The organism is Acetobacteroides hydrogenigenes, from assembly GCF_004340205.1.
GTDB lineage: Bacteria > Bacteroidota > Bacteroidia > Bacteroidales > ZOR0009 > Acetobacteroides > Acetobacteroides hydrogenigenes.
This window is the reverse complement of sequence record NZ_SLWB01000013.1, coordinates 48,658-67,525: the sequence shown is the minus strand read 5'-3', so window position 1 is coordinate 67,525 and position 18,868 is coordinate 48,658. Positions and strand designations below refer to the sequence as shown.

Below are 18,868 nucleotides of genomic sequence, written 5' to 3'. Positions count from 1 at the left end.
GACTGCTCCGAAATCAACATTGGCGCCTCCGAAATGAAGCTTGATCATGACGCAATGACATGTGACGCTGACGCAATGACATGTGACGGCAACGAAATGAAACTTGGCGGTTCCGAAATCAACATTGACGCCTCCGAAATGAAGCTTGACCATGACGCAATGACATGTGGCGCTGACGCAATGACATGTGGCGGCAAAGAAATGAAGCTTGGCGGTTCCGAAATAAACATTGGCGCCTCCGAAATGAAGCTTGGCGGTTCCGAAATCGACATTGACATCGACGAAATGAAGCTTGACCATGAAGAAATGAAGTGTGACGCTTCCGAAATCGGTATCGGCAGTAAAGAAATCTCGACTGGCATTGATGAAATCGTGCTTGGCTGAGCCGAAATCGGGTTTGGCGCTTCTGAAATTAAGCTTGACATAGACGAAATCGGGCTCTATAACGCTTTTTGACGGTAGGTTCTACTTCACACCCGCTATTCAACCGCTTCGCGGTTGTTGTCGTATGGTGCATAATTCCCCCGCATTGCATGCGGGGCTATTCGTATTCAATCCTTTCAGGATTATATCTCAGCAACCGATGTGTTGCATAAATTGAAGGTAGGAATAAGGCATACACCCCTTTGCTGCTACCAGAAGCCCTTAAGGGCTTCAATGTGATTAGCCCCGAGTGAAACTCGGGGGAGATAGGATTAGGGGAATAAACAACCACGTAGTGGTTGAATGGAGCCATCAGCGAGCTGTAATAGCAGCTGCTATTACCCATTCTATTCGTTATAGGGCCTGAAATCAGCATCAAATCACCAGGTCGTATCCTACGAAAAGCGGCATAACCGACTCTTTGGATGGCGTATTGTCCTTTAGCCGTTAATAAGTACTAAGCACTCCTATATAGATTTTAATGGGAGAACAACGGGATGCGTTTTCAGCATACCTTCGCAAGCTTTTTTCGAAAATAGAATCCTGCAGCAACGCGCCACATTTTGGAAATCGATATATATGAGTTCTCAGAAAAATCACGGTATTAAGCTTTCCCTTTCCGGCTTAATAATTACGTTGGGTATTGTTTATGGCGACATCGGAACATCGCCGCTGTACACCTTTAAGGCCATTACAAGCGGCTTGACGGTTCTAAAGCCCGAGTACATCTACGGGGCAATATCGCTGGTAATTTGGACGCTTACGGTATTAACCACGATTAAGTACGTAACCTTTACGCTAAAGGCCGACAACAAGGGCGAAGGCGGCATCTTTTCGCTGTTTGCGCTTATTCGTCGTAGGGTGCCAAAAGCCTACCTGCTGGCGCTTATTGGCGGCAGCGCGCTTTTGGCCGATGGCATCATTACCCCTGCGATTACCGTTACCACGGCGGTCGAAGGGCTTTCGGTGGTCAACGATAAGCTGCCCGTAATTCCAATCGTGATCGGGATTATTACCGCGCTGTTCATGCTGCAGCAGTTTGGCACCAAGTTTCTGGGCAAGTCGTTTGGCCCAATCATGTTCTGCTGGTTTATGATGCTGGCCGTACTGGGCGTGAGCCAAATCGTTCAGCATCCATCCGTTCTAAAGTCAATAAACCCCTACTACGGCTATATTCTGCTTCGCGACTATCCGGGAGCAATCCTACTAATGGGGGCGGTATTCCTGGCAACCACCGGAGCCGAGGCGCTCTACTCCGATATGGGGCACGTAGGGGTAAAGAACATCCGCTGGTCGTGGCTATTTGTCAAGGTTACGCTGATCCTAAACTACATGGGGCAGGGTGCTTGGGTTTTGGAGCATCCCGAGAGCTTTAATAAGGTTTCGAGCATCTTTTACTCGCTAATGCCCAGCTGGTTTATCATCCCGGGTATCATCATGTCTACTTCGGCGGCCGTAATTGCCAGTCAGGCGTTGATTAGCGGCTCGTTTACGCTGATCAGCGAGGCCATGTCGCTCCGCTTTTGGCCGCGCCAGAAGCTGCGCTACCCCTCGGATGTTAAGGGGCAGGTGTACGTTCCATCCATCAACTGGATGCTGTGGGCGTTCTGCCTGTTTGTGGTGGTATACTTCGGCAGCTCCAGCCGCATGGAGGCCGCCTACGGGTTGGCCATAACCATCACGATGCTTTCGACAACGATTCTGATGTCGATGTGGCTTCGCTTCAAAAAGGCAAATCCGCTCTTCATTGGCCTATTCCTGTTCGTTTTCCTATCGATTGAGGGCGTATTCCTTTTTGCCAACGTAACCAAGTTTATGCATGGCGGATGGTTCTCGGTGGTTATGGCGTTGGTCTTTATTACCATCATGTACGTGTGGTTTAACGGGCGCAAGATTAAGAACAGCTTCCTGTTGTTTATCAAGATAAAGCAGTACATCCCGCTGCTTCACGATATCTCGTTGGATAAAACCATCCCCAAGTATGCAACCCATTTGGTTTACATCACTAAGGCAAATAATACCGATGAAATCGAATCGAAGATCATCTACTCGATCATCAACAAGCAGCCTAAGCGTGCCGACGTTTACTGGCTCCTACATGTCGATGTGCTCGACGAGCCGGATGTTTTCGAGTATAAGGTAACCACGTTCGACGAGGGTAAGATCTACAAGGTCGATCTTCGACTCGGATTTAAGGTTGAGCCCAAGATTGGCATCTACTTCCGCCAGGTGATCGAGGATATGGTTAAGAATAACGAGGTGGACATTATCAGCCGATACCAGTCGCTCCGCAACCACGACATTATGGGCGACTTTAAGTACGTGTTTATCGACCGTATTGTTAACAACGACCACGACTTTACGACCCATCAGAAGTTTGTTATGCAAATTTACAGCGTGCTCCGCAAGATGAGCATTCCGGATTGGAAGGCGCTCGGCATGGACACCAGCAACGTATACGTAGATGCTATTCCTTTGAACACCGACATAAGGTCGAAGCGCATTATGCGCCGCTGTGCCGAAGTTTTGGAGGAAGATGAGCAGTGCGCTGGTAGCACTAAAGACGCGGTGGGGAATAGCTTTTAGCGTCAGTTAGACGTAAGAAGATAATGTTAAAAGAGGGAGATTTGTACCTTTTGCTAGCCATATAGAGTATGTTGAACTCATGTATGCAAAATAAAAAAGGCTGTCCTTTACGGGACAGCCTTTTTTATATGGGGTATTTTACTATCTATTCAGGATATCAATGTTGTTTAGTTAGGGATTTACTTACCCTCGGAGTGTCATCCCGTGCTTGTCACGGGATCTGAAAATTGCCCGAAGGTTGGAACGAAGCGGAAATCCCGAGAAGCGGGGGCCTTTTTAGAATCTATTGGATTCTAATTTAGATGCCGGGACAAGCCCGGCATGACAGCCTTGATTAAGCGATGTGCTTAACTAAACGTCATTTTCTAGATTTCCATATTCATTGCCTTGCGAACCTCCGAAAGGGTTTGGCTAGCAATCTCTCTGGCTTGGCTGATACCGTGGCGTAGCACCTCGCGGATATACTCAGGGTCGGCCTCGAGCTGCTTGCGCCTTTCGCGGTGCGGACGCAGGTAGTCGTTCAAGCTTTCGGTAAGCATCTTCTTAAGCATACCGCCACCGCCTTCGCCAATGCGCGCTGCAATTGCCTCTGGCGCTTCTCCGGTAGATAGGGAGATAAGGTTAAGCAGGTTTGCCACTTCCGGACGGCGCTCAGGCTCGAAGGTTATCAGGCGCTCGGAGTCGGTTTTTGCACGCTTGATGAGCTGTGCGGTTTCATCCTCGGTTGCCGAAAGCATGATGGCGTTGTTGCGGCTCTTGCTCATCTTTTGAGAACCGTCGAGACCAAGGATCATGGTAGCCTTGCTCAGCAGCGGCTGTGGCTCGGGGAAGATAATCTGACCACCGGCAAAGCGCTCGTTGAAGCGACGGGCAATGGTACGGGTAAGCTCCAGGTGGGGCAGCTGGTCTTTTCCTACCGGAACAACATTTCCCTTGCAGAACAGGATATCTGCCGCCTGGTGAACAGGGTAGGTGTACATTCCTGCGTTAATGCTCTTCTGTCCCGATGCCTGAATCTCCTCCTTAACGGTAGGGTTGCGGTTAAGCTCGGCGTTCGATACCAGCGTAAGGAAGGGCAGGAGCAGCTGGTTGAGCTCGGGCACGTGGCTGTGTGGGAATATCACGGTACGTCCCTTTTCAGGGTCGAGCCCTGCTGCCAGGTAGTCGATGGTTAGCTCCTTTACGTTCTGCGAAATTTGCTCGAAGGTGTTACGGTCGGTGAGCACCTGGTAGTCGGCAATTACAATAAACGTAGGAACGCCAAGCCCCTGTAGCCGAACACGGTTCTGTAAAGAGCCAAATAGGTGGCCTATGTGCAGCTTTCCTGTGGGCCTATCGCCTGTTAGAACTCGGTAGTTTAAAGGATTTGCAATGATGTCCTTTTCGAGCTTGTTGCTTTTTTCAACGGCCGCTTCGTAGGTGCCGTACTCCATTTTATCGTTATTCTCCATTGCTGGTCGCTATTATTTTTCAATGAAAGGCTCAAATTTAACAAAAGTAGAGGGCTTCAAGAAATAAATCTTCAAACTTCCCGGTATTATTGATTGCCTGTAATTGATGAAACAAACTTTTTTACGGTTGTATCAACATCTTCGCCGTTTTTCTGCGCACGGATAAAGGCGCTGCCAATTATGGCTCCGTTGCAGTAGGTGGTTGCCTCGGCGAATGTCTGCTGGTTGTGCACCCCAAATCCAACCATTAAGGGGTTGTTCATCTTCATTTCCGATACTCGCTTAAAGTAGTCCATCTGGGCGTCGGACATGCTCGATGTGCCACCGGTAGTTGCCGCCGAGCTAACCATGTAGATGAAGCCGTTGGTAAGCTCATCGATCTTTCTGATTCGCTCGTCGGGCGTATCGGAGGTGATGAGCATGTTAAACGATAGGTTGTATCGCTCAACAATCGGCTTGTAGGTAGTTTCGTACTCGTAAGCGGGCAAATCGGGGATAATAAGCCCATCGACACCCGCCTCCGATGCTTGCTTGCAGAAGCGCTCGAATCCGTAAAGGTAGGTTGGGTTGAAGTAGCTCATCAGCACAATGGGGATGCTCACCTTTTGGCGAACTTCCTTAAGCTGGCTTAGTAGCACCTCAATACGCATCCCGTTACGAATTGCAATGGTCGACGACTCCTGAATGGTGGGACCATCAGCTAAAGGATCGGAGTAGGGTATGCCCAGCTCCACCATGTCAACCCCATGCTTTTCGAAGGCTTCGAGGGTTGGAACTGTATCGTTAAGGTTGGGGTATCCTGCCGTAAAGTAAACCGACAGGATTCCTCTCTTTTTATTGGCAAATAGGCTCTGTATTCTATTCATGTTGACTTCCTTTTTATGGTATCACGTATCAAGTATCACGAGGCTTACGCCAATTTTTAGATAACCTATTGAGTCGTTTTGTTCGGTTTTCGTGATACGTGTGTAGTGTGTCGTGATACCCTTGATGTACAATCCTATTTCTTTCCCGAATTCATCAGGTCGATGTACGTTTGCATATCCTTGTCGCCTCTTCCCGAAAGGTTAACCACCACAATGTCGGTTGGCTTCATCTTTAGCTTAGGAAGAAGGGCAAGCGCATGCGAAGATTCTAGTGCGGGGATAATTCCTTCCTCGCGGGTAAGCTCGAATGCCGCATCTAGCGCCTCCTGATCGGTAATAGGAAGGTAGGTGCCACGTTTAATGCTATGCAGGTGCGCATGCAGCGGACCTACGCCGGGGTAATCCAGCCCTGCCGAAATAGAGTGAGCATCGCATACCTGTCCATCCTCGGTTTGCATAAGGATGGTTCTTGTTCCGTGGATAATTCCATCGGTGCCGATGGTTAGCGTAGCGGCAGTCTCGTCGGTATCGGCGCCACAGCCACCAGCTTCGGCACCGTATAGCTCAACCCTTTCGTCATCGATAAAGTGGTAGAAGGCGCCAACTGCATTGCTTCCACCTCCAACGCATGCAATTACGGCATCAGGATAGCTTCTGCCTTCCTTTTCTTGCAGCTGCTTCGCGATCTCCTCGCTAATAACAGACTGGAACTGTGCAACCATATCGGGATAGGGATGTGGTCCGATTGCAGATCCAATTAGGTAGTGGGTATCCTCGGTGTGCGATATCCAGTAACGGATAGCCTCGTTGCAGGCATCCTTAAGGGTTTTCGTGCCCGAAGTTGCTGGTATTACCGTTGCACCTAGCATCTTCATGCGCATAACGTTAGGATACTGTCGCTGTATGTCTACTTCACCCATGAAAACGGTACACTCCATGCCGAGTAGCGCTGCCACGGTTGCCGATGCCACCCCGTGCTGACCTGCACCTGTTTCGGCAATAATCTTCTTCTTTCCCAAACGCTTGGCGAGCAGCGCCTGCCCAATTACGTTGTTGAGCTTATGTGATCCAGTATGGCATAAATCCTCGCGCTTTAGGTAGATTTTGTAGCCGTACTTTGCCGAAAGCTTCTTTGCATGGAATAGCGGAGTTGGTCTTCCAACGTAATCCTTTAAAAGCGATTGGAAATCTTCGATAAACGAAGGGTCATCTATTATTCGTTGGTAGTTCTCTGCTAGTTCCGAAACATTCTTTTGCAGCATCTCAGGGATGTATGCACCTCCATAGTTACCGTAGTAACCCTCTTTGCTTACCTTCTTTATCATTGGTCGTAGTCTTTTTATTAAGTTGCTCAACTTCTCTATGTTTTTTATTCCAGGTTCATCCTCGTACCTGCTATTTACATCTATACCTGCAAGCTGCTTGTTGCTGTAGGTAAGTATTCTATCAATACTATCTAAATCGATGCCACCGCTAAGGAGAAATGGCACGTTCAAATGGTAGCTATCAAGTATTTTATGATCAAACTGTTTTCCTGCTCCTCCAAAATTCTCTGTCTTGGTGTCGAAGAGAAAGTAGGTGCAGCAATTGGCATACTCTTCGAGATTGTCAGGCAGCTGTTTTTCTATACCAAAAGCCTTAATAACGTGTATGTGCTTGCTCACAGTTTGGCAATATTCAGGGCTCTCGTTCCCGTGTAGCTGAATGAAGTCAAACAATGTGCTTTCAGCTAGTTGTATTACCTTTTCTAACGGCTCATTTACTACTACCGCAACCTTCTTTATATGCTTAGGAAGCAAATCAGCAATGCTGTTTGCTTGCTCAAGGCTCACACATCTTTTCGATTTAGGGTAAAGGATAAAGCCCATCATCGTTGGGTTAAGCTTGGCAACCTCAATAGCATTCTCTGCTTGCGTTATGCCGCAAACCTTAAGTTGAAAATTCGCAGTATATATCCTTTTCGTGCCCATATTTCTACTTTTCTTGCTGAAATGCTACAATCCCGAAGGTTTGCCTTTTGCTGCCGTAATTGCGCCTCTTATGGCGTTTGTGAAGTTAAGGCAGGCTTCGCCTGGATTGTGGTTGCGCATAAAGAATTCGCCAATAAGAAATGCGTCAAAACCTATTTGTTTGAGGGGCAAATAATCTTCCACTGATGCAATTCCGCTTTCTGCAACCTTCACCACATTCTTTGGCAGTAGGTTTAGCATGTTGGCAGAATGGCTTAGGTTAACATCGAACGTGTTGAGATTACGGTTGTTAATGCCAATAATCTGTGCCGCCGATGGTAGCTTCTCGAGGTCAGACTCGCCATGTACCTCAATGAGCGCCTGAAGCCCAATTTCGTGAGCGTAGGCGAGGTATTCGCTCATCTGCTCCTTTTCAAGAACCTCAGCAATTAAAAGAATAGCATCAGCACCAAGAGCCTTCGATTCAGCAATTTGAAAGATATCTACAACAAAGTCTTTTCGGATAATAGGAACTGAGGTAACGCTTTTCGCTTCAGCCAAGTCAATATCAGAGCCATTGAAGTAGTCTATTTCGGTTAAAACAGAAAGTGTGCTCGCGCCTCCTGCCTGATATCCAGCCGTAACATCCTTTACATCAGCATTAGCATTAATAATTCCTTTGGAGGGAGATTTGCGCTTAAACTCGGCAATTATCCCCAACTTCTCAGGATTCAAAAGGTGCTCCTTAAACGATAGGCACTCTTTCGTAAAGTTGGGCATCGACTCCAATTCGAGCAGAGATACAGCGCGCTTGCGCTGGGATACCTCATGCTGCTTGTTGGCTACTATTTCTTTAAGTATGCTCATGTTACTGAATGCTAATCAATTTATTGAATGTACTTAATGCCTTACCCGAAACAAGAACCTCTCTAGCAACTTCAACGCTTTCCAAGAGACTTTTGTTAGAGTTATAGCAGCTAATTGCTATTGCGGAATTGGCTACTATCACATCATTTTGAGCCTTGCTTCCCTTACCGCTAAGGACATCCATAAATATCTTTGCAGATTCCTCGATGGTCGCTCCTCCTGTAATATCGTTAGCCGATAGGGTGCTAAAGCCAAAATCTTCGAAGTTGATAAGCGTTTCGCCTTGCTGGCTAAAGTGCTTAATTGGCGATGTTAACGACACTTCATCGTAACCATCCAGCGAGTACACTACGGCAAACTGCTTGCATTGTGATTGAAGAAAGTACGAGTATATTCTTCCAACCTCGGCGTTGTATACACCGCTAAGCTGGTACTGTGGGGCAGCAGGATTAACTAGCGGACCTAACAGGTTGAAGAAGGTTTTAATGCCCAGTTGTCTACGAGTTGGACCAATAGCCTTTAGTGCCGGATGAAAAAGAGGCGCATGCATAAAGCAAACCCCGGCATTTTCTATCTCATTCTTTAGTTTTGCTTCGTCGTTAGAGAATTTGTAGCCAAGTTGCTCCATTACATTCGACGAACCGCTAATGGAGGATACCCCATAGTTTCCATGCTTTGCCACGGGTACGCCAGCAGCTGCAACCACAAAAGACGAAAGGGTAGATATGTTAAAGGTATTCTTGCCATCGCCACCTGTTCCGCAAAGGTCTATTACGTTGCCATCGTTTAGGTTAACTCGTAAAGCCAGCTCCATTAGGGCGCTTCTAAAGCCTTGTAGCTCCTCTATCGTAATGTTTCGCATTACGTATGCGGTAAGCACTGCCGCCATCTGTGCCTCATTGGCTTCGTTATGGGCAATCTTGAGCATAAGCTCCTTCGATTCTTTGAAGGTTAACTTTTGGTGCTCTATGAGTTTTGTAAGTAGTCTTTTCATTGAGTTTTCGATTTGTGATTGATTGGTGTTTTGAATGATCTAAAATCTATCTAACCAATTTTTTATCATCTCGAATCCTTGAGGCGTTAGCACCGATTCGGGGTGAAACTGTACTCCACAAACATCAAATTCTTTGTGACTAAGCGCCATGATCTCGCCATTTTCATCTTCCGCTTCGATGGTCAGACAGGTTGGAAGCGTCTCCTTCGATACCACCCAAGAGTGGTATCTTCCTACTTCAACTCTTTGAGGTAATCCGTTAAATATATAATGATTAGGCATGCTTACATTAATGGTTGATGCAACTCCGTGGAAAACAGTTTCGAGGTTGATGAGCGTTCCTCCGAATGCTTCTGCTATTGCCTGCTGACCAAGACAAACACCAAATATTCTTTTTGTGCTGTAGTATCTTTTTATTAGCGGAAGCAGTAAGCCTGCTTCTTCTGGAATTCCCGGTCCTGGAGACAGAATGATACCATCGTATTTTTCAACATCATCCAAAGCAATTTCATCGTTTCTAAAAACATCAACATTATGACCACCGACTTTGCGTACGTAGTGAACCAAATTGTAGGTAAAAGAATCGTAGTTGTCGAATACAAGAATATTTGCCATTACTATTTGTTTATGTAGTTAGATACTAGTTCAAGTGCCGAACGAAGGGCGTTAAGCTTGTTATTTACCTCTTGTAGCTCTCCTTTTTCGGTAGAGTCAATTACCACGCCTGCGCCGGCTTGGTAGGTTAGCACGCCATGCTTGCTAAAAAACGAGCGAATGGTAATGGCGTGGTTTAGCGATCCATCTAGTCCAATGTAACCAATTCCACCGCCGTAGTAACCGCGCTGTGTTGGCTCCATATCAACAATCAGTTCAATTGCCTTGTGCTTTGGAGCACCGCTTAGCGTTCCGGCAGGAAAAGTGTCTGCAAAAAGCGTAAAAGGAGTGGAGCCTTTGCGAATATCGCCTGTAACGGTCGATACTAGGTGGATTACGTGCGAGAACGTTTGAATTTCCTTGTAGATTTCAACCTTCACGTTGTCGCAGCTGCGGCTCAGGTCGTTGCGGGCTAAATCTACCAGCATTACGTGCTCTGAGTTCTCCTTTGGATTGTTGATAAGTTCGTTGGCAAGCTTAAAGTCGGTTAGCGCATCTCCGGTACGTTTTACTGTGCCAGCAATGGGGTTGATGGTTGCCTTACCCTCGCCAACCTTCAGCTGCGCCTCTGGCGATGAACCAAATATCTTATAGCCAATATAGTCGAAGTAGAATAGGTATGGAGATGGGTTTACCGAACGAAGTGCACGGTAAACGTTAAATTCGTCGCCTTTAAACTTCTGATGGTATGGTTTCGAAACTACCAGCTGAAAAACATCGCCACGCTGGCAGTGCTCTTTGGCTTTTGCAACCATTGCTTTGAAATCGCTATCCTTTAGAGGATTTTTCTCGCTTCCTTCTGTGCTAAAGGGATACGAGCCAAAGTTGCGGTTGTTTAGTTGCGCCTGAATGCTTTCGGTTAGCAATAGCGGCGAATCCTCATTGTAAAACTCGGTGATTGCAAGCGTTTCGTTGAAGTGGTTAAACGAAATTACCACCTTGAATAGATCGTAGCGGAGGAATGGTATTTCACGGTTCTGTGAAACCTTCTCTACAATATCATCTGGGTATTTATCGAAAATAACAGCGCTATCGAATGAGGTAAAGCCGAAAAGTCCATCAACACCGAAGTCATTTTCTTGAAAGTTCACAACCTCGATACTGCTGATAAAAGCGTTTATCTGTTCTACAAGGTTTGCAGTTGCTATTAGCGCCTTTTCTCCATTGGGATAGTAGGTTGAAACATCTGCTTCACTTACCTCTATTCCTAGTATCGGATTTAGGCAGATATGCGAAAAGGCGTTTTGCTGCGAGCTGTAGTCTGTACACTCGAGCAGCAAAGCGCCAGGGTACATGTCGCGCATCTTAAGGTAAACACCAACAGGGGTGATGGTGTCTGCAGGAAGCTTTATAACTTTCTTCTTAAGGCTGTATTTTGTTTTCATATGCGGATAAAGTTCGGAGTTGAATAATGCAAAAGGGGCTCGCTTGTGTTAAGCGAGCCCCTTTAATATTTTGGTCTTACAATTTCTCAACTAGGCATAACGGCTTAACACAACAAATTTTTGTTGCGCCACCACCATGCTTGAGAAAGTTGTAAACTGCGATTCATCTTAATTTTTGTTTTTTCGTGCTTGCAAGTATAGAAATGATTTGCTGAATGTGCAACCTTTTCTCTTCATAAATTTTGCTAAAGGAAATACTAGAGTCATTCATAGGACTGAAGTTCAGACTCTGAATTAGACTTATAGCTTGTCAATTAATTCCATATCGGTGTAAGGGTTCTCGTAGTAAAAGTTGTTAGTAATGGAGAGTATGTTTTTTATAAGCTGGATCTCGTTCTCGGGACGAGAATCGTTTGGGTCGATCTCCATCGCGCGCGTGTAGGAGTTGATTGCTGGTCCATATTGACTCATCTTCTGCAGAATTCGTCCTTGATAGAGGTATAAATCAAATGACACAACACCCTCTTTTTTTGCTGCTTCTATTTCTGATAAAGCTTCGCTGTACCTGTGCTGATCGAACAACTCTATGGCTTGACTAACTCTGTTCATATGCTGGGAATTAACTTCGGCAAATGTAGAAGATTATTAATGCATCTCAAGTAGGATAGCTATTTTTAAGGTGATGAAAATAAAAAAGCCCACCAAAACTGATGGGCTTGTGATCCAGCTGGGGCTCGAACCCAGGACCCCATCCTTAAAAGGGATGTGCTCTACCAGCTGAGCTACTGAATCTCCGAATAATGCTTTTAACCTTAGTGATCCAGCTGGGGCTCGAACCCAGGACCCCATCCTTAAAAGGGATGTGCTCTACCTGCTGAGCTACTGAATCTCCGAAAATGCTTTTAACCTTGTGATCCAGCTGGGGCTCGAACCCAGGACCCCATCCTTAAAAGGGATGTGCTCTACCTGCTGAGCTACTGAATCTCTGTTCAAATGCGGTGCAAAGGTACGCCTTTTTTTGATTTGAACAACCCCAATATTGGTTTTTTCGTTACTTTTGAACCTTTGCAATCCAGTAAAATCGGGCAATTATACCCTATTTGGCTGGCTATGAGAAATAAGATAACAATGGGTAAAAATCATTTTTTGGGGAAAGTTGTACTCATAACGGGTGCATCTTCTGGAATTGGTAAGGCTTGTGCGTTCGAATTTGCCAGACGTGGTGCTAAAGTTGTGCTGGGAGCTCGTAATACTGAAGAACTGGCTGCTATTGTCGATTTGATCTCCAAGGATGGGGGAGTTGCTGTAGCCTGTCATCTCGATGTTGCTAATCAGGAATCATGTCAGAATTTTGTGGAATTTGCTCTTTCTTCCTATGGCAGCATCGATATTCTGATTAACAATGCGGGCATCTCTATGCGTGCAATTTTCGAGGATCTCGACCTGAATGTAATTCGCAAGTTAATGGACGTAAACTTTTGGGGAACTGTTTATTGTACTAAGTATGCTCTTCCTCATTTGCTGCAGTCTAAGGGTAGTATAGTGGGGGTTAGCTCAATCGCTGGTTTTATGGGATTGCCTGGGCGCACGGGTTATTCTTCATCAAAATTTGCTATGAACGGTTTTTTGGAAACATTGCGTGTTGAAACCTTAAAGCAGGGGCTGCATGTAATGGTGGTTGCACCAGGGTTTACAGCCTCAAATGTCCGACTAAATGCGTTGAATCAAGATGGTCAAAAACAAGGGGAAACGCCTCGTGAAGAAGCAAAGATGATGTCTTCTGAAGAGGTTGCCCTAAGGATTGCCAACGGTATTGAGCGTAAAAAGCGCACATTGGTAATGACCCTTGTGGGGAAGGTAACTGTTTTTCTAAGCAAGATTGCTCCTGCTCTTTTGGATAAGTTGGCCTTTAACGAGATGGCAAAAGAACCAAATTCTCCTTTAAAAAGGTAGGTCGTGCTATAACATAAACCGTTGGGGGTATCAAACTGAATTGATATCCCTTTGTTTTTGTTGTAGTTGCTGTTTTATAATTAAATACATCTTTTAGTGTAACGACTTTTTATATCAGAATGCTGTCTTTTTCGTATAAATTGGCTAATCTCATTAAATTTTGCGCTTAACAGTGTGAGCTTATCCCGAAATTGGCTACTTTTAAAATCGGAAACATTAGCAATGGAGAATATTTTTCACTACATACTTCAAATAAAGCTTAGCTACTTATTACAGGGCTTATATTTATTTACCGTGTTTTTCGTTGTTTCCCTCATTATTCATGAGAAGAGGGATCCAGTAAGGACAATATCTTGGGTTTTAGTGATAATTCTACTCCCTCTTGTAGGAATATTCATATATTTTGTGTTTGGGCAAAATTTTCGGAAGCAAAAACTGTTTAATCGTAAAGGATTAAAGGACTTAGCTATCCTTGATGTCGTGCTACAGGAACAACTTGCCAGCTATTCAAAACGTAAGCTAGGCAACGATATAAAGGAGCAGTTTCGTCCTATAATCAGCTTGCTATTGAACAATAGTAAATCGCTTTATACAGAGAATAATTGTGTGGCTTTACTTAATAATGGGTCTGAAACTTTTGCTGCCATAATAGATGAAATATCTAAGGCGGAAAGCTTTATTCATCTCGAATACTACATTTTTTCTGATGACAAAATAGGAACACAAATTCAAGAAATACTCATAGAGAAGGCTCAAAATGGCGTAGAGGTTCGCTTGATATATGATGATGTAGGTAGTTGGTCTTTAAAAAGTTCGTTTGTTCAGAAGATGCGAGATGCTGGCATCGAGGTTTACCCTTTTATGAAGGTTAGCTTTCCTTGGTTTACTCGTAAGGTGAATTTCAGGAACCATCGTAAAATTGTAGTGGTAGATGGTAGAATTGGTTTTGTGGGAGGAATAAATGTTGCCGATAGGTACATTGAGGGTGATCCTAATTTGGGCTTTTGGAGAGACACTCACCTAATGATAAAAGGTGATGCAGTACATTTATTGGGCGTTGTTTTTCAAATGGATTGGTATTTTGTAAGTGGAAAAACGTTTCAAAATGTAGAAAAGTATTTGCCTCCATTAGATAAAACAGGAAATACGCCAGTCCAGATATGCAGTGCAGGCCCAGATTCTGATTGGGCTAGTATTATGCAGGCATACTTTTCTGCCATAACTAAGGCTAAAGAACATATTTATATTTCAACACCGTATTTCATGCCCAACGAGAGCATTTTAACGGCAATAAAGACCGCAGCATTAAGCGGTGTTGATGTTCGAATTATGATTCCGCATAAGTCTGATTCTACGATTGTTTACTGGAGTACCCTTTCGTATTTAACAGAAATGCTAGAGGCAGGGGTCAAGTTCTATTTGTATGAAAAAGGCTTCAACCATTCGAAAATCATTATGGTTGACAGCTACTTTGCCAGTATAGGTACTGCCAACATGGATATACGCTCGTTTGAGGATAACTTCGAAGTGTCTGCTTTTATATATGATAATGGTTTTGCAAAGGAGTTGGAAAGCCAATTCCATAAAGATTTGTTAGATTGCAAGCTGATTACGCTTCACACATGGGAGCGACGTCCCTTTATTAATGGGCTAAAAGAATCGGTAGCGCGGTTGTTTAGCCCATTACTATAGCTAAGTTTTACCAATTAATTTTTTGAATACTATGAGGAAGTTTTTTTTAATTGTAGTTCTGTTGGGTTTTACAGGAGTTGTTAATGCTCAGTTGGTGACGTTTGGGTTGAAGGCAGGTGTCAATACCACAACAGATGTTTTTAAGAATGTTTCATTGACCAATGATGAAGGTAAAGGCTACGATATAATCAACAACAAGGCAAAAGTTGGATTCTTGGCAGGGGCATATGCTCGTGTTTCTATTCTAGGATTCTTTGTTCAACCTGAATTGTACTACGCACAATCGAGTACTGAGATAACATTGCAAGAAATAGGAACAACTACTGTTAGCAAGGAAGTTAACAAACTTAATACGTTGAATATCCCAATCCTTTTTGGAACTAAATTTGGTCCACTTCGAGTAAATGCAGGGCCTGTTGCAACTATCATTCTGAGCAACACTAACATAGTTGACAATGTTAGTGGATTGGATCAGGATATGGATAAGGCTAATTGGGGACTTCAGGCTGGTGTTGGTCTTGATATTTCAAAGATCTCGTTGGATGCTCGATACGAAACTAGCATCAGCAAACTTGGATCTGCTTATAATACAGCATCAGGAAGCAAAGTGAACTTTGGAAGCCGTCCTCAGCAGTTCATTTTTACTCTTGGATTGAAGCTGTTCTAGACTATATTGGCAAAGCAAAATAAAAAGGGTGTTTCTATGAAGAAACACCCTTTTATTTTATAAAGTAGGCTAGAAGTACATTTTTCCAGTCTTAGGGCCTTGTGTCGTTTTTTTGTTACTAAACTTGGCTTTCTTTTTGTCATTCCGTTTACTAGGACCTCCAAGGTTTACCTTCTTGTTCTTCTCCTTTTTTTCGTGGAAATTCCCCTTGGAATTCTTTATTGATGGTGCTTTTAGGTAGTTTTTGTCGTATAAAGGTGCTTGTTTTTCGTCTTCGGTAAGTACTGTTGATATTTTGAGATCTTCTGGTAGTGGAATTTGAGGGATAGGCTTCTTCATTAAGCGTTCAACGGCCATTAGTAGTTCCTCGTCGTCTTTTACAACCAGGTTGATGGCAATACCCGTTTTGTCGGCACGTCCGGTTCTACCAATACGGTGTATGTAATCTGGCGCCTCCATTGGTGTATCAAAGTTGATGACATGAGAAACGTCCGATATATCCAATCCCCTAGAGATAATATCTGTGGCAATTAGCGCCCTCGACTCGCCATTTTGAAAACGATTCAGAGCATTTACGCGGGTATTGGGTGCCTTGTTGGAGTGGATAACGCCGATTTTTCCTGGATGCTTTTCGCTGAGGCGCTCGTGGAGCTTGTCTGCAATACGCTTGTTCCGTACAAAGATTAGCACCCGGCTCATATCCTCTTCGTTGACAAGAAGGTACTCCAACATATTCACCTTGGTGTTGTAGTTGGGAACAAAGTAGGTGCGCTGATCGATACTATCTAGTGGCGTTCCATGAGGTGCTTCCTCAATGCGTTCTGGTTTATCGAAGTATAAATCGATAAGCGCCTCTACATCGGCAGTTAGCGTAGCCGAGAACATTAGGTTTTGTCGCTTTTCGGGGAGCAAATCCAAAATGCTCATTAGCTGCGGTCTGAAGCCCATGTTTAGCATCTCATCAACCTCATCGATTACCAACTTTTGAACGGACTTGAAGCGAAGTACCCCGGTAAGCGCTAGATCGTATAGGCGACCAGGAGTTGCAACAAGGATGTCCAAGCCGTCGTGAATAATCTGCCTTTGAGTGTTAATATTGGCACCTCCGTACACGCCTGCAATTCTAACGGTCATGTAAGGGGTTAGCGATTCAATTTCCTTTATAACTTGAAGAACTAGCTCTCGGGTTGGAACAATAATGATTACTCGAGGCTGCTTCTGATCGGAGTAGCTTAGCTGGCGTAGGATAGGAATCAAGTAGGCAAATGTCTTTCCAGTTCCTGTTTGGGCAATGCCTATTACATCGCGCCCCGACATCGCGACGGGGAATGTGCTTTGCTGAATGGGGGTTGGATAAATGTATCCGAGCTCCTCTAGGGCATTTCTTAACGGAGCATTTAGGTTAAACTCGTCGAATGTCACTTTGGTAAGTTCTTGTTTGGGGGGCAAAGGTAACGCTAATAAGCAAATGAAACTAGCATTAACTTATAAGAATGGAAATTAAACCATTAACATATGTTATTAGATTACCTTCTCTGCCACTATTTAGACTTTCTGCCAGAAAGCACAGCAGTTTTGCCGATTGTAATCGTATAGGGTTAGCCGTGGAATAAATCCAGCATTAAGTGCAAAATTGGTAATTTCTTCAGCGTCGTACTTCTGAATTGAATCAATTGAAATGCATTCCCACATTTTAAAGCTGATGGTTTCGTTGATAATTGCCAAATAGACCTTTTGAGGCTTAGTGCTTACTAAACAAGTTTGCAATTTGCCTGTTTGTGGACAATAGTTCGAGTAGTAGATAAAGCAATTTGCATCAAAATTTCCGAGTAATATCTCGTTTAATTCGTTTATAAGCGCATCCTTGCATGCACAGCTGGTTCTCTCGTTCGAGAGATGTCGGGGATCGCTTTTAAGCTCAAAATCGATCTGAATCCAGTCTCCGGCAGATAACCTCTTGCTAATCTGTTCAACCTGAAATGCTGTTTCTTCACGGTTCTGTTTGGCTGTGGGGTTGCTTAACACCACAAGCTTGGACGTGTTATCGCTTGCTAAATCAGTAAGTATATCAATGTAATTCCCGGCCAAAGGGAATATATTAATAGAAGGAAACTGCTGCCAGAGCATGGTAAGGTAGTATTCAAGATAGGTTTTTGAGTTCGAAATAGGTAAAATTTCAAACTGGATATTGCTAGCTTGTAGTATTCCTATCAGCGATTTGACTTTTAAACTGCTACTATTTCCTATTTCGATGAGCCTGATTTTTTCTTCATTAGTAAAAAGTTCTTTTATAGCGTCCCTATTGCTACTGATAGCCTTACTCTTTGAATAGATGAGATTATTTAGTGGGGATACTTTGCTAAACGAATCGTATGCCGATTCGTTGCTATTCATAAGGTGATTGGTGTCAATATGTTTGGGAGTATGTCGAAATCCCTTAAGAATATTATTTACACGTTCGTGTGTTGATTTATCAAAAATCAGAGGGGTGAGCTTGTTGTGGAAATTGTCTTTAAACTCGTACATTACCAGAGTATTATTGCCATTAAATGATACTAAACAAACCTGTCTCATAGTACAACATCATATTTTGCGGATATGTTATTTTTTTACTTCTAAAAGTAAGTCTAACAAGAAGAAAAGCAGTTCTTATGCTTGGCTTAAAGATTTCTGCTACCTTTGTTCGGCACTATTATGAGAGTGGCAATACCCAAAAAAGAGGAACAGTGGAAGTATTTGTAAACGAAAAATCGATCGAAATAGATCGCGAGGTGATAAAAATAAGCGACCTACTTGGCTTGCTGCATGTGAAAAGGGTACCAAGAATGACTATTTCGGTTAATGGAAAACCAATTCGTCATACGCTTTGGATAAAGTATCCTTTACTGGATGGTGATAGGATGGTTTACCACAAACCCGAAGAAACCGAATAAAAAAGGTTCTGACTAATTGTCAGAACCTTTTTTGTTTATTGGCTTATAGGTTCGCTTAAGATTACTCTTTGGCGGAATACGCTTTGCTTTTGACTTCGACGCTGTGCTGTCTGCTGGCTTAGGGGCATCTTCTTTCGGCTCCTTTTTCTCCATAGGTCCCCTTAGGTGGATGATTAGCCCATTCAGGAAGTTTCGTAGCACTTGATCGCCGCATTCCTTGTAGTTGGGGTGGTCGGACTTGCGGAAGAAAGCCCCCAGTTCGGTGGTGGTTATACGAAAATCCACCAGCTTCAGTATTTCAACAATCTCGTCGTCACGGAGCTTGAGCGCCACTCGAAGCTTCTTTAGTATGTCGTTATTATCCATTGTTCTCTAATTTTCTGCAAATATACTTTTTATTTATAAAGCGAAGTAGGCGATATGGTGAGCGGCTATATGTCAAGTTTTA

The 18,868-nt window shown here is 44.1% G+C and carries 17 protein-coding genes and 3 tRNA genes; 6 read left to right on the top strand and 14 right to left on the bottom strand.

The window, feature by feature from the left end; all coding sequences use genetic code 11:
• The first annotated feature begins 33 nt into the window (after window positions 1-33).
• Both CLV25_RS15950 and CLV25_RS12325 read left to right on the top strand, forming a co-directional pair.
• Window positions 34-384, top strand: a complete 351-nt coding sequence (locus CLV25_RS15950; RefSeq protein ID WP_165877077.1) for a hypothetical protein — start codon at window positions 34-36, stop codon at window positions 382-384.
• A 618-nt stretch (window positions 385-1,002) separates the two neighbouring features.
• Window positions 1,003-3,009 (top strand): KUP/HAK/KT family potassium transporter, encoded by a 2,007-nt coding sequence (locus CLV25_RS12325; protein ID WP_131839959.1) that lies wholly within the window; start codon window positions 1,003-1,005, stop codon window positions 3,007-3,009.
• A gap of 365 nt (window positions 3,010-3,374) precedes the next feature.
• Here the strand turns inward: CLV25_RS12325 and trpS are convergent, their stop codons facing one another.
• The 11 genes from trpS to CLV25_RS12270 form a co-directional block, all read right to left on the bottom strand.
• Window positions 3,375-4,460: a tryptophan--tRNA ligase gene (gene trpS / locus CLV25_RS12320; RefSeq protein ID WP_131839958.1), complete on the bottom strand. Its 1,086-nt coding sequence runs from the start codon at window positions 4,458-4,460 to the stop codon at window positions 3,375-3,377.
• A gap of 86 nt (window positions 4,461-4,546) precedes the next feature.
• The gene (trpA, locus tag CLV25_RS12315; RefSeq protein ID WP_131839957.1) at window positions 4,547-5,326 is read right to left on the bottom strand and encodes a tryptophan synthase subunit alpha; all 780 of its coding nucleotides are present in this window, start codon (window positions 5,324-5,326) and stop codon (window positions 4,547-4,549) included.
• Between the two features lie 134 nt (window positions 5,327-5,460).
• Complete coding sequence (locus tag CLV25_RS12310) at window positions 5,461-7,296, bottom strand: bifunctional phosphoribosylanthranilate isomerase/tryptophan synthase subunit beta (RefSeq protein ID WP_131839956.1); 1,836 nt, start codon at window positions 7,294-7,296, stop codon at window positions 5,461-5,463.
• 24 nt (window positions 7,297-7,320) lie between these two features.
• Window positions 7,321-8,142: an indole-3-glycerol phosphate synthase TrpC gene (gene trpC, locus CLV25_RS12305; protein ID WP_131839955.1), complete on the bottom strand. Its 822-nt coding sequence runs from the start codon at window positions 8,140-8,142 to the stop codon at window positions 7,321-7,323.
• Window position 8,143: 1 nt separating this feature from the next.
• A complete protein-coding gene (gene trpD, locus CLV25_RS12300) occupies window positions 8,144-9,136 on the bottom strand; it encodes an anthranilate phosphoribosyltransferase (RefSeq protein WP_131839954.1) in 993 nt (330 codons plus the stop codon).
• 39 nt (window positions 9,137-9,175) lie between these two features.
• Window positions 9,176-9,751 (bottom strand): anthranilate synthase component II, encoded by a 576-nt coding sequence (locus CLV25_RS12295; RefSeq protein WP_131839953.1) that lies wholly within the window; start codon window positions 9,749-9,751, stop codon window positions 9,176-9,178.
• A 2-nt stretch (window positions 9,752-9,753) separates the two neighbouring features.
• Complete coding sequence (locus CLV25_RS12290; protein ID WP_131839952.1) at window positions 9,754-11,175, bottom strand: anthranilate synthase component I family protein; 1,422 nt, start codon at window positions 11,173-11,175, stop codon at window positions 9,754-9,756.
• A gap of 300 nt (window positions 11,176-11,475) precedes the next feature.
• The gene (locus CLV25_RS12285; protein ID WP_131839951.1) at window positions 11,476-11,784 is read right to left on the bottom strand and encodes a tetratricopeptide repeat protein; all 309 of its coding nucleotides are present in this window, start codon (window positions 11,782-11,784) and stop codon (window positions 11,476-11,478) included.
• A gap of 110 nt (window positions 11,785-11,894) precedes the next feature.
• Window positions 11,895-11,967: transfer RNA gene (locus tag CLV25_RS12280), tRNA-Lys, on the bottom strand.
• A gap of 24 nt (window positions 11,968-11,991) precedes the next feature.
• Window positions 11,992-12,064, bottom strand: a tRNA-Lys gene (locus tag CLV25_RS12275).
• Window positions 12,065-12,086: 22 nt separating this feature from the next.
• Window positions 12,087-12,159, bottom strand: a tRNA-Lys gene (locus tag CLV25_RS12270).
• Window positions 12,160-12,285: 126 nt separating this feature from the next.
• Between CLV25_RS12270 and CLV25_RS12265 the strand changes: the two genes are divergently transcribed.
• The 3 genes from CLV25_RS12265 to CLV25_RS12255 all read left to right on the top strand — a co-directional run bounded on the left by CLV25_RS12265 (window position 12,286) and on the right by CLV25_RS12255 (window position 15,487).
• Window positions 12,286-13,128, top strand: coding sequence for an SDR family oxidoreductase (locus tag CLV25_RS12265; protein WP_394345242.1), 843 nt, complete (start codon window positions 12,286-12,288; stop codon window positions 13,126-13,128).
• Window positions 13,129-13,350: 222 nt separating this feature from the next.
• Window positions 13,351-14,820: a cardiolipin synthase gene (cls, locus tag CLV25_RS12260; protein ID WP_131839950.1), complete on the top strand. Its 1,470-nt coding sequence runs from the start codon at window positions 13,351-13,353 to the stop codon at window positions 14,818-14,820.
• Between the two features lie 31 nt (window positions 14,821-14,851).
• Complete coding sequence (locus tag CLV25_RS12255) at window positions 14,852-15,487, top strand: porin family protein (protein ID WP_131839949.1); 636 nt, start codon at window positions 14,852-14,854, stop codon at window positions 15,485-15,487.
• 69 nt (window positions 15,488-15,556) lie between these two features.
• Here the strand turns inward: CLV25_RS12255 and CLV25_RS12250 are convergent, their stop codons facing one another.
• Window positions 15,557-16,909, bottom strand: coding sequence for a DEAD/DEAH box helicase (locus CLV25_RS12250; protein ID WP_131839948.1), 1,353 nt, complete (start codon window positions 16,907-16,909; stop codon window positions 15,557-15,559).
• Between the two features lie 123 nt (window positions 16,910-17,032).
• Window positions 17,033-18,013 (bottom strand): L-histidine N(alpha)-methyltransferase, encoded by a 981-nt coding sequence (locus CLV25_RS12245; RefSeq protein ID WP_165877076.1) that lies wholly within the window; start codon window positions 18,011-18,013, stop codon window positions 17,033-17,035.
• Window positions 18,014-18,213: 200 nt separating this feature from the next.
• On the opposite strand from CLV25_RS12245, the gene CLV25_RS12240 reads away from it, so the two are divergent.
• Window positions 18,214-18,420, top strand: coding sequence for a ubiquitin family protein (locus CLV25_RS12240; RefSeq protein WP_131839946.1), 207 nt, complete (start codon window positions 18,214-18,216; stop codon window positions 18,418-18,420).
• A 12-nt stretch (window positions 18,421-18,432) separates the two neighbouring features.
• Here the strand turns inward: CLV25_RS12240 and CLV25_RS12235 are convergent, their stop codons facing one another.
• The gene (locus tag CLV25_RS12235; RefSeq protein WP_131839945.1) at window positions 18,433-18,786 is read right to left on the bottom strand and encodes a DUF1456 family protein; all 354 of its coding nucleotides are present in this window, start codon (window positions 18,784-18,786) and stop codon (window positions 18,433-18,435) included.
• Window positions 18,787-18,868: the final 82 nt, after the last annotated feature.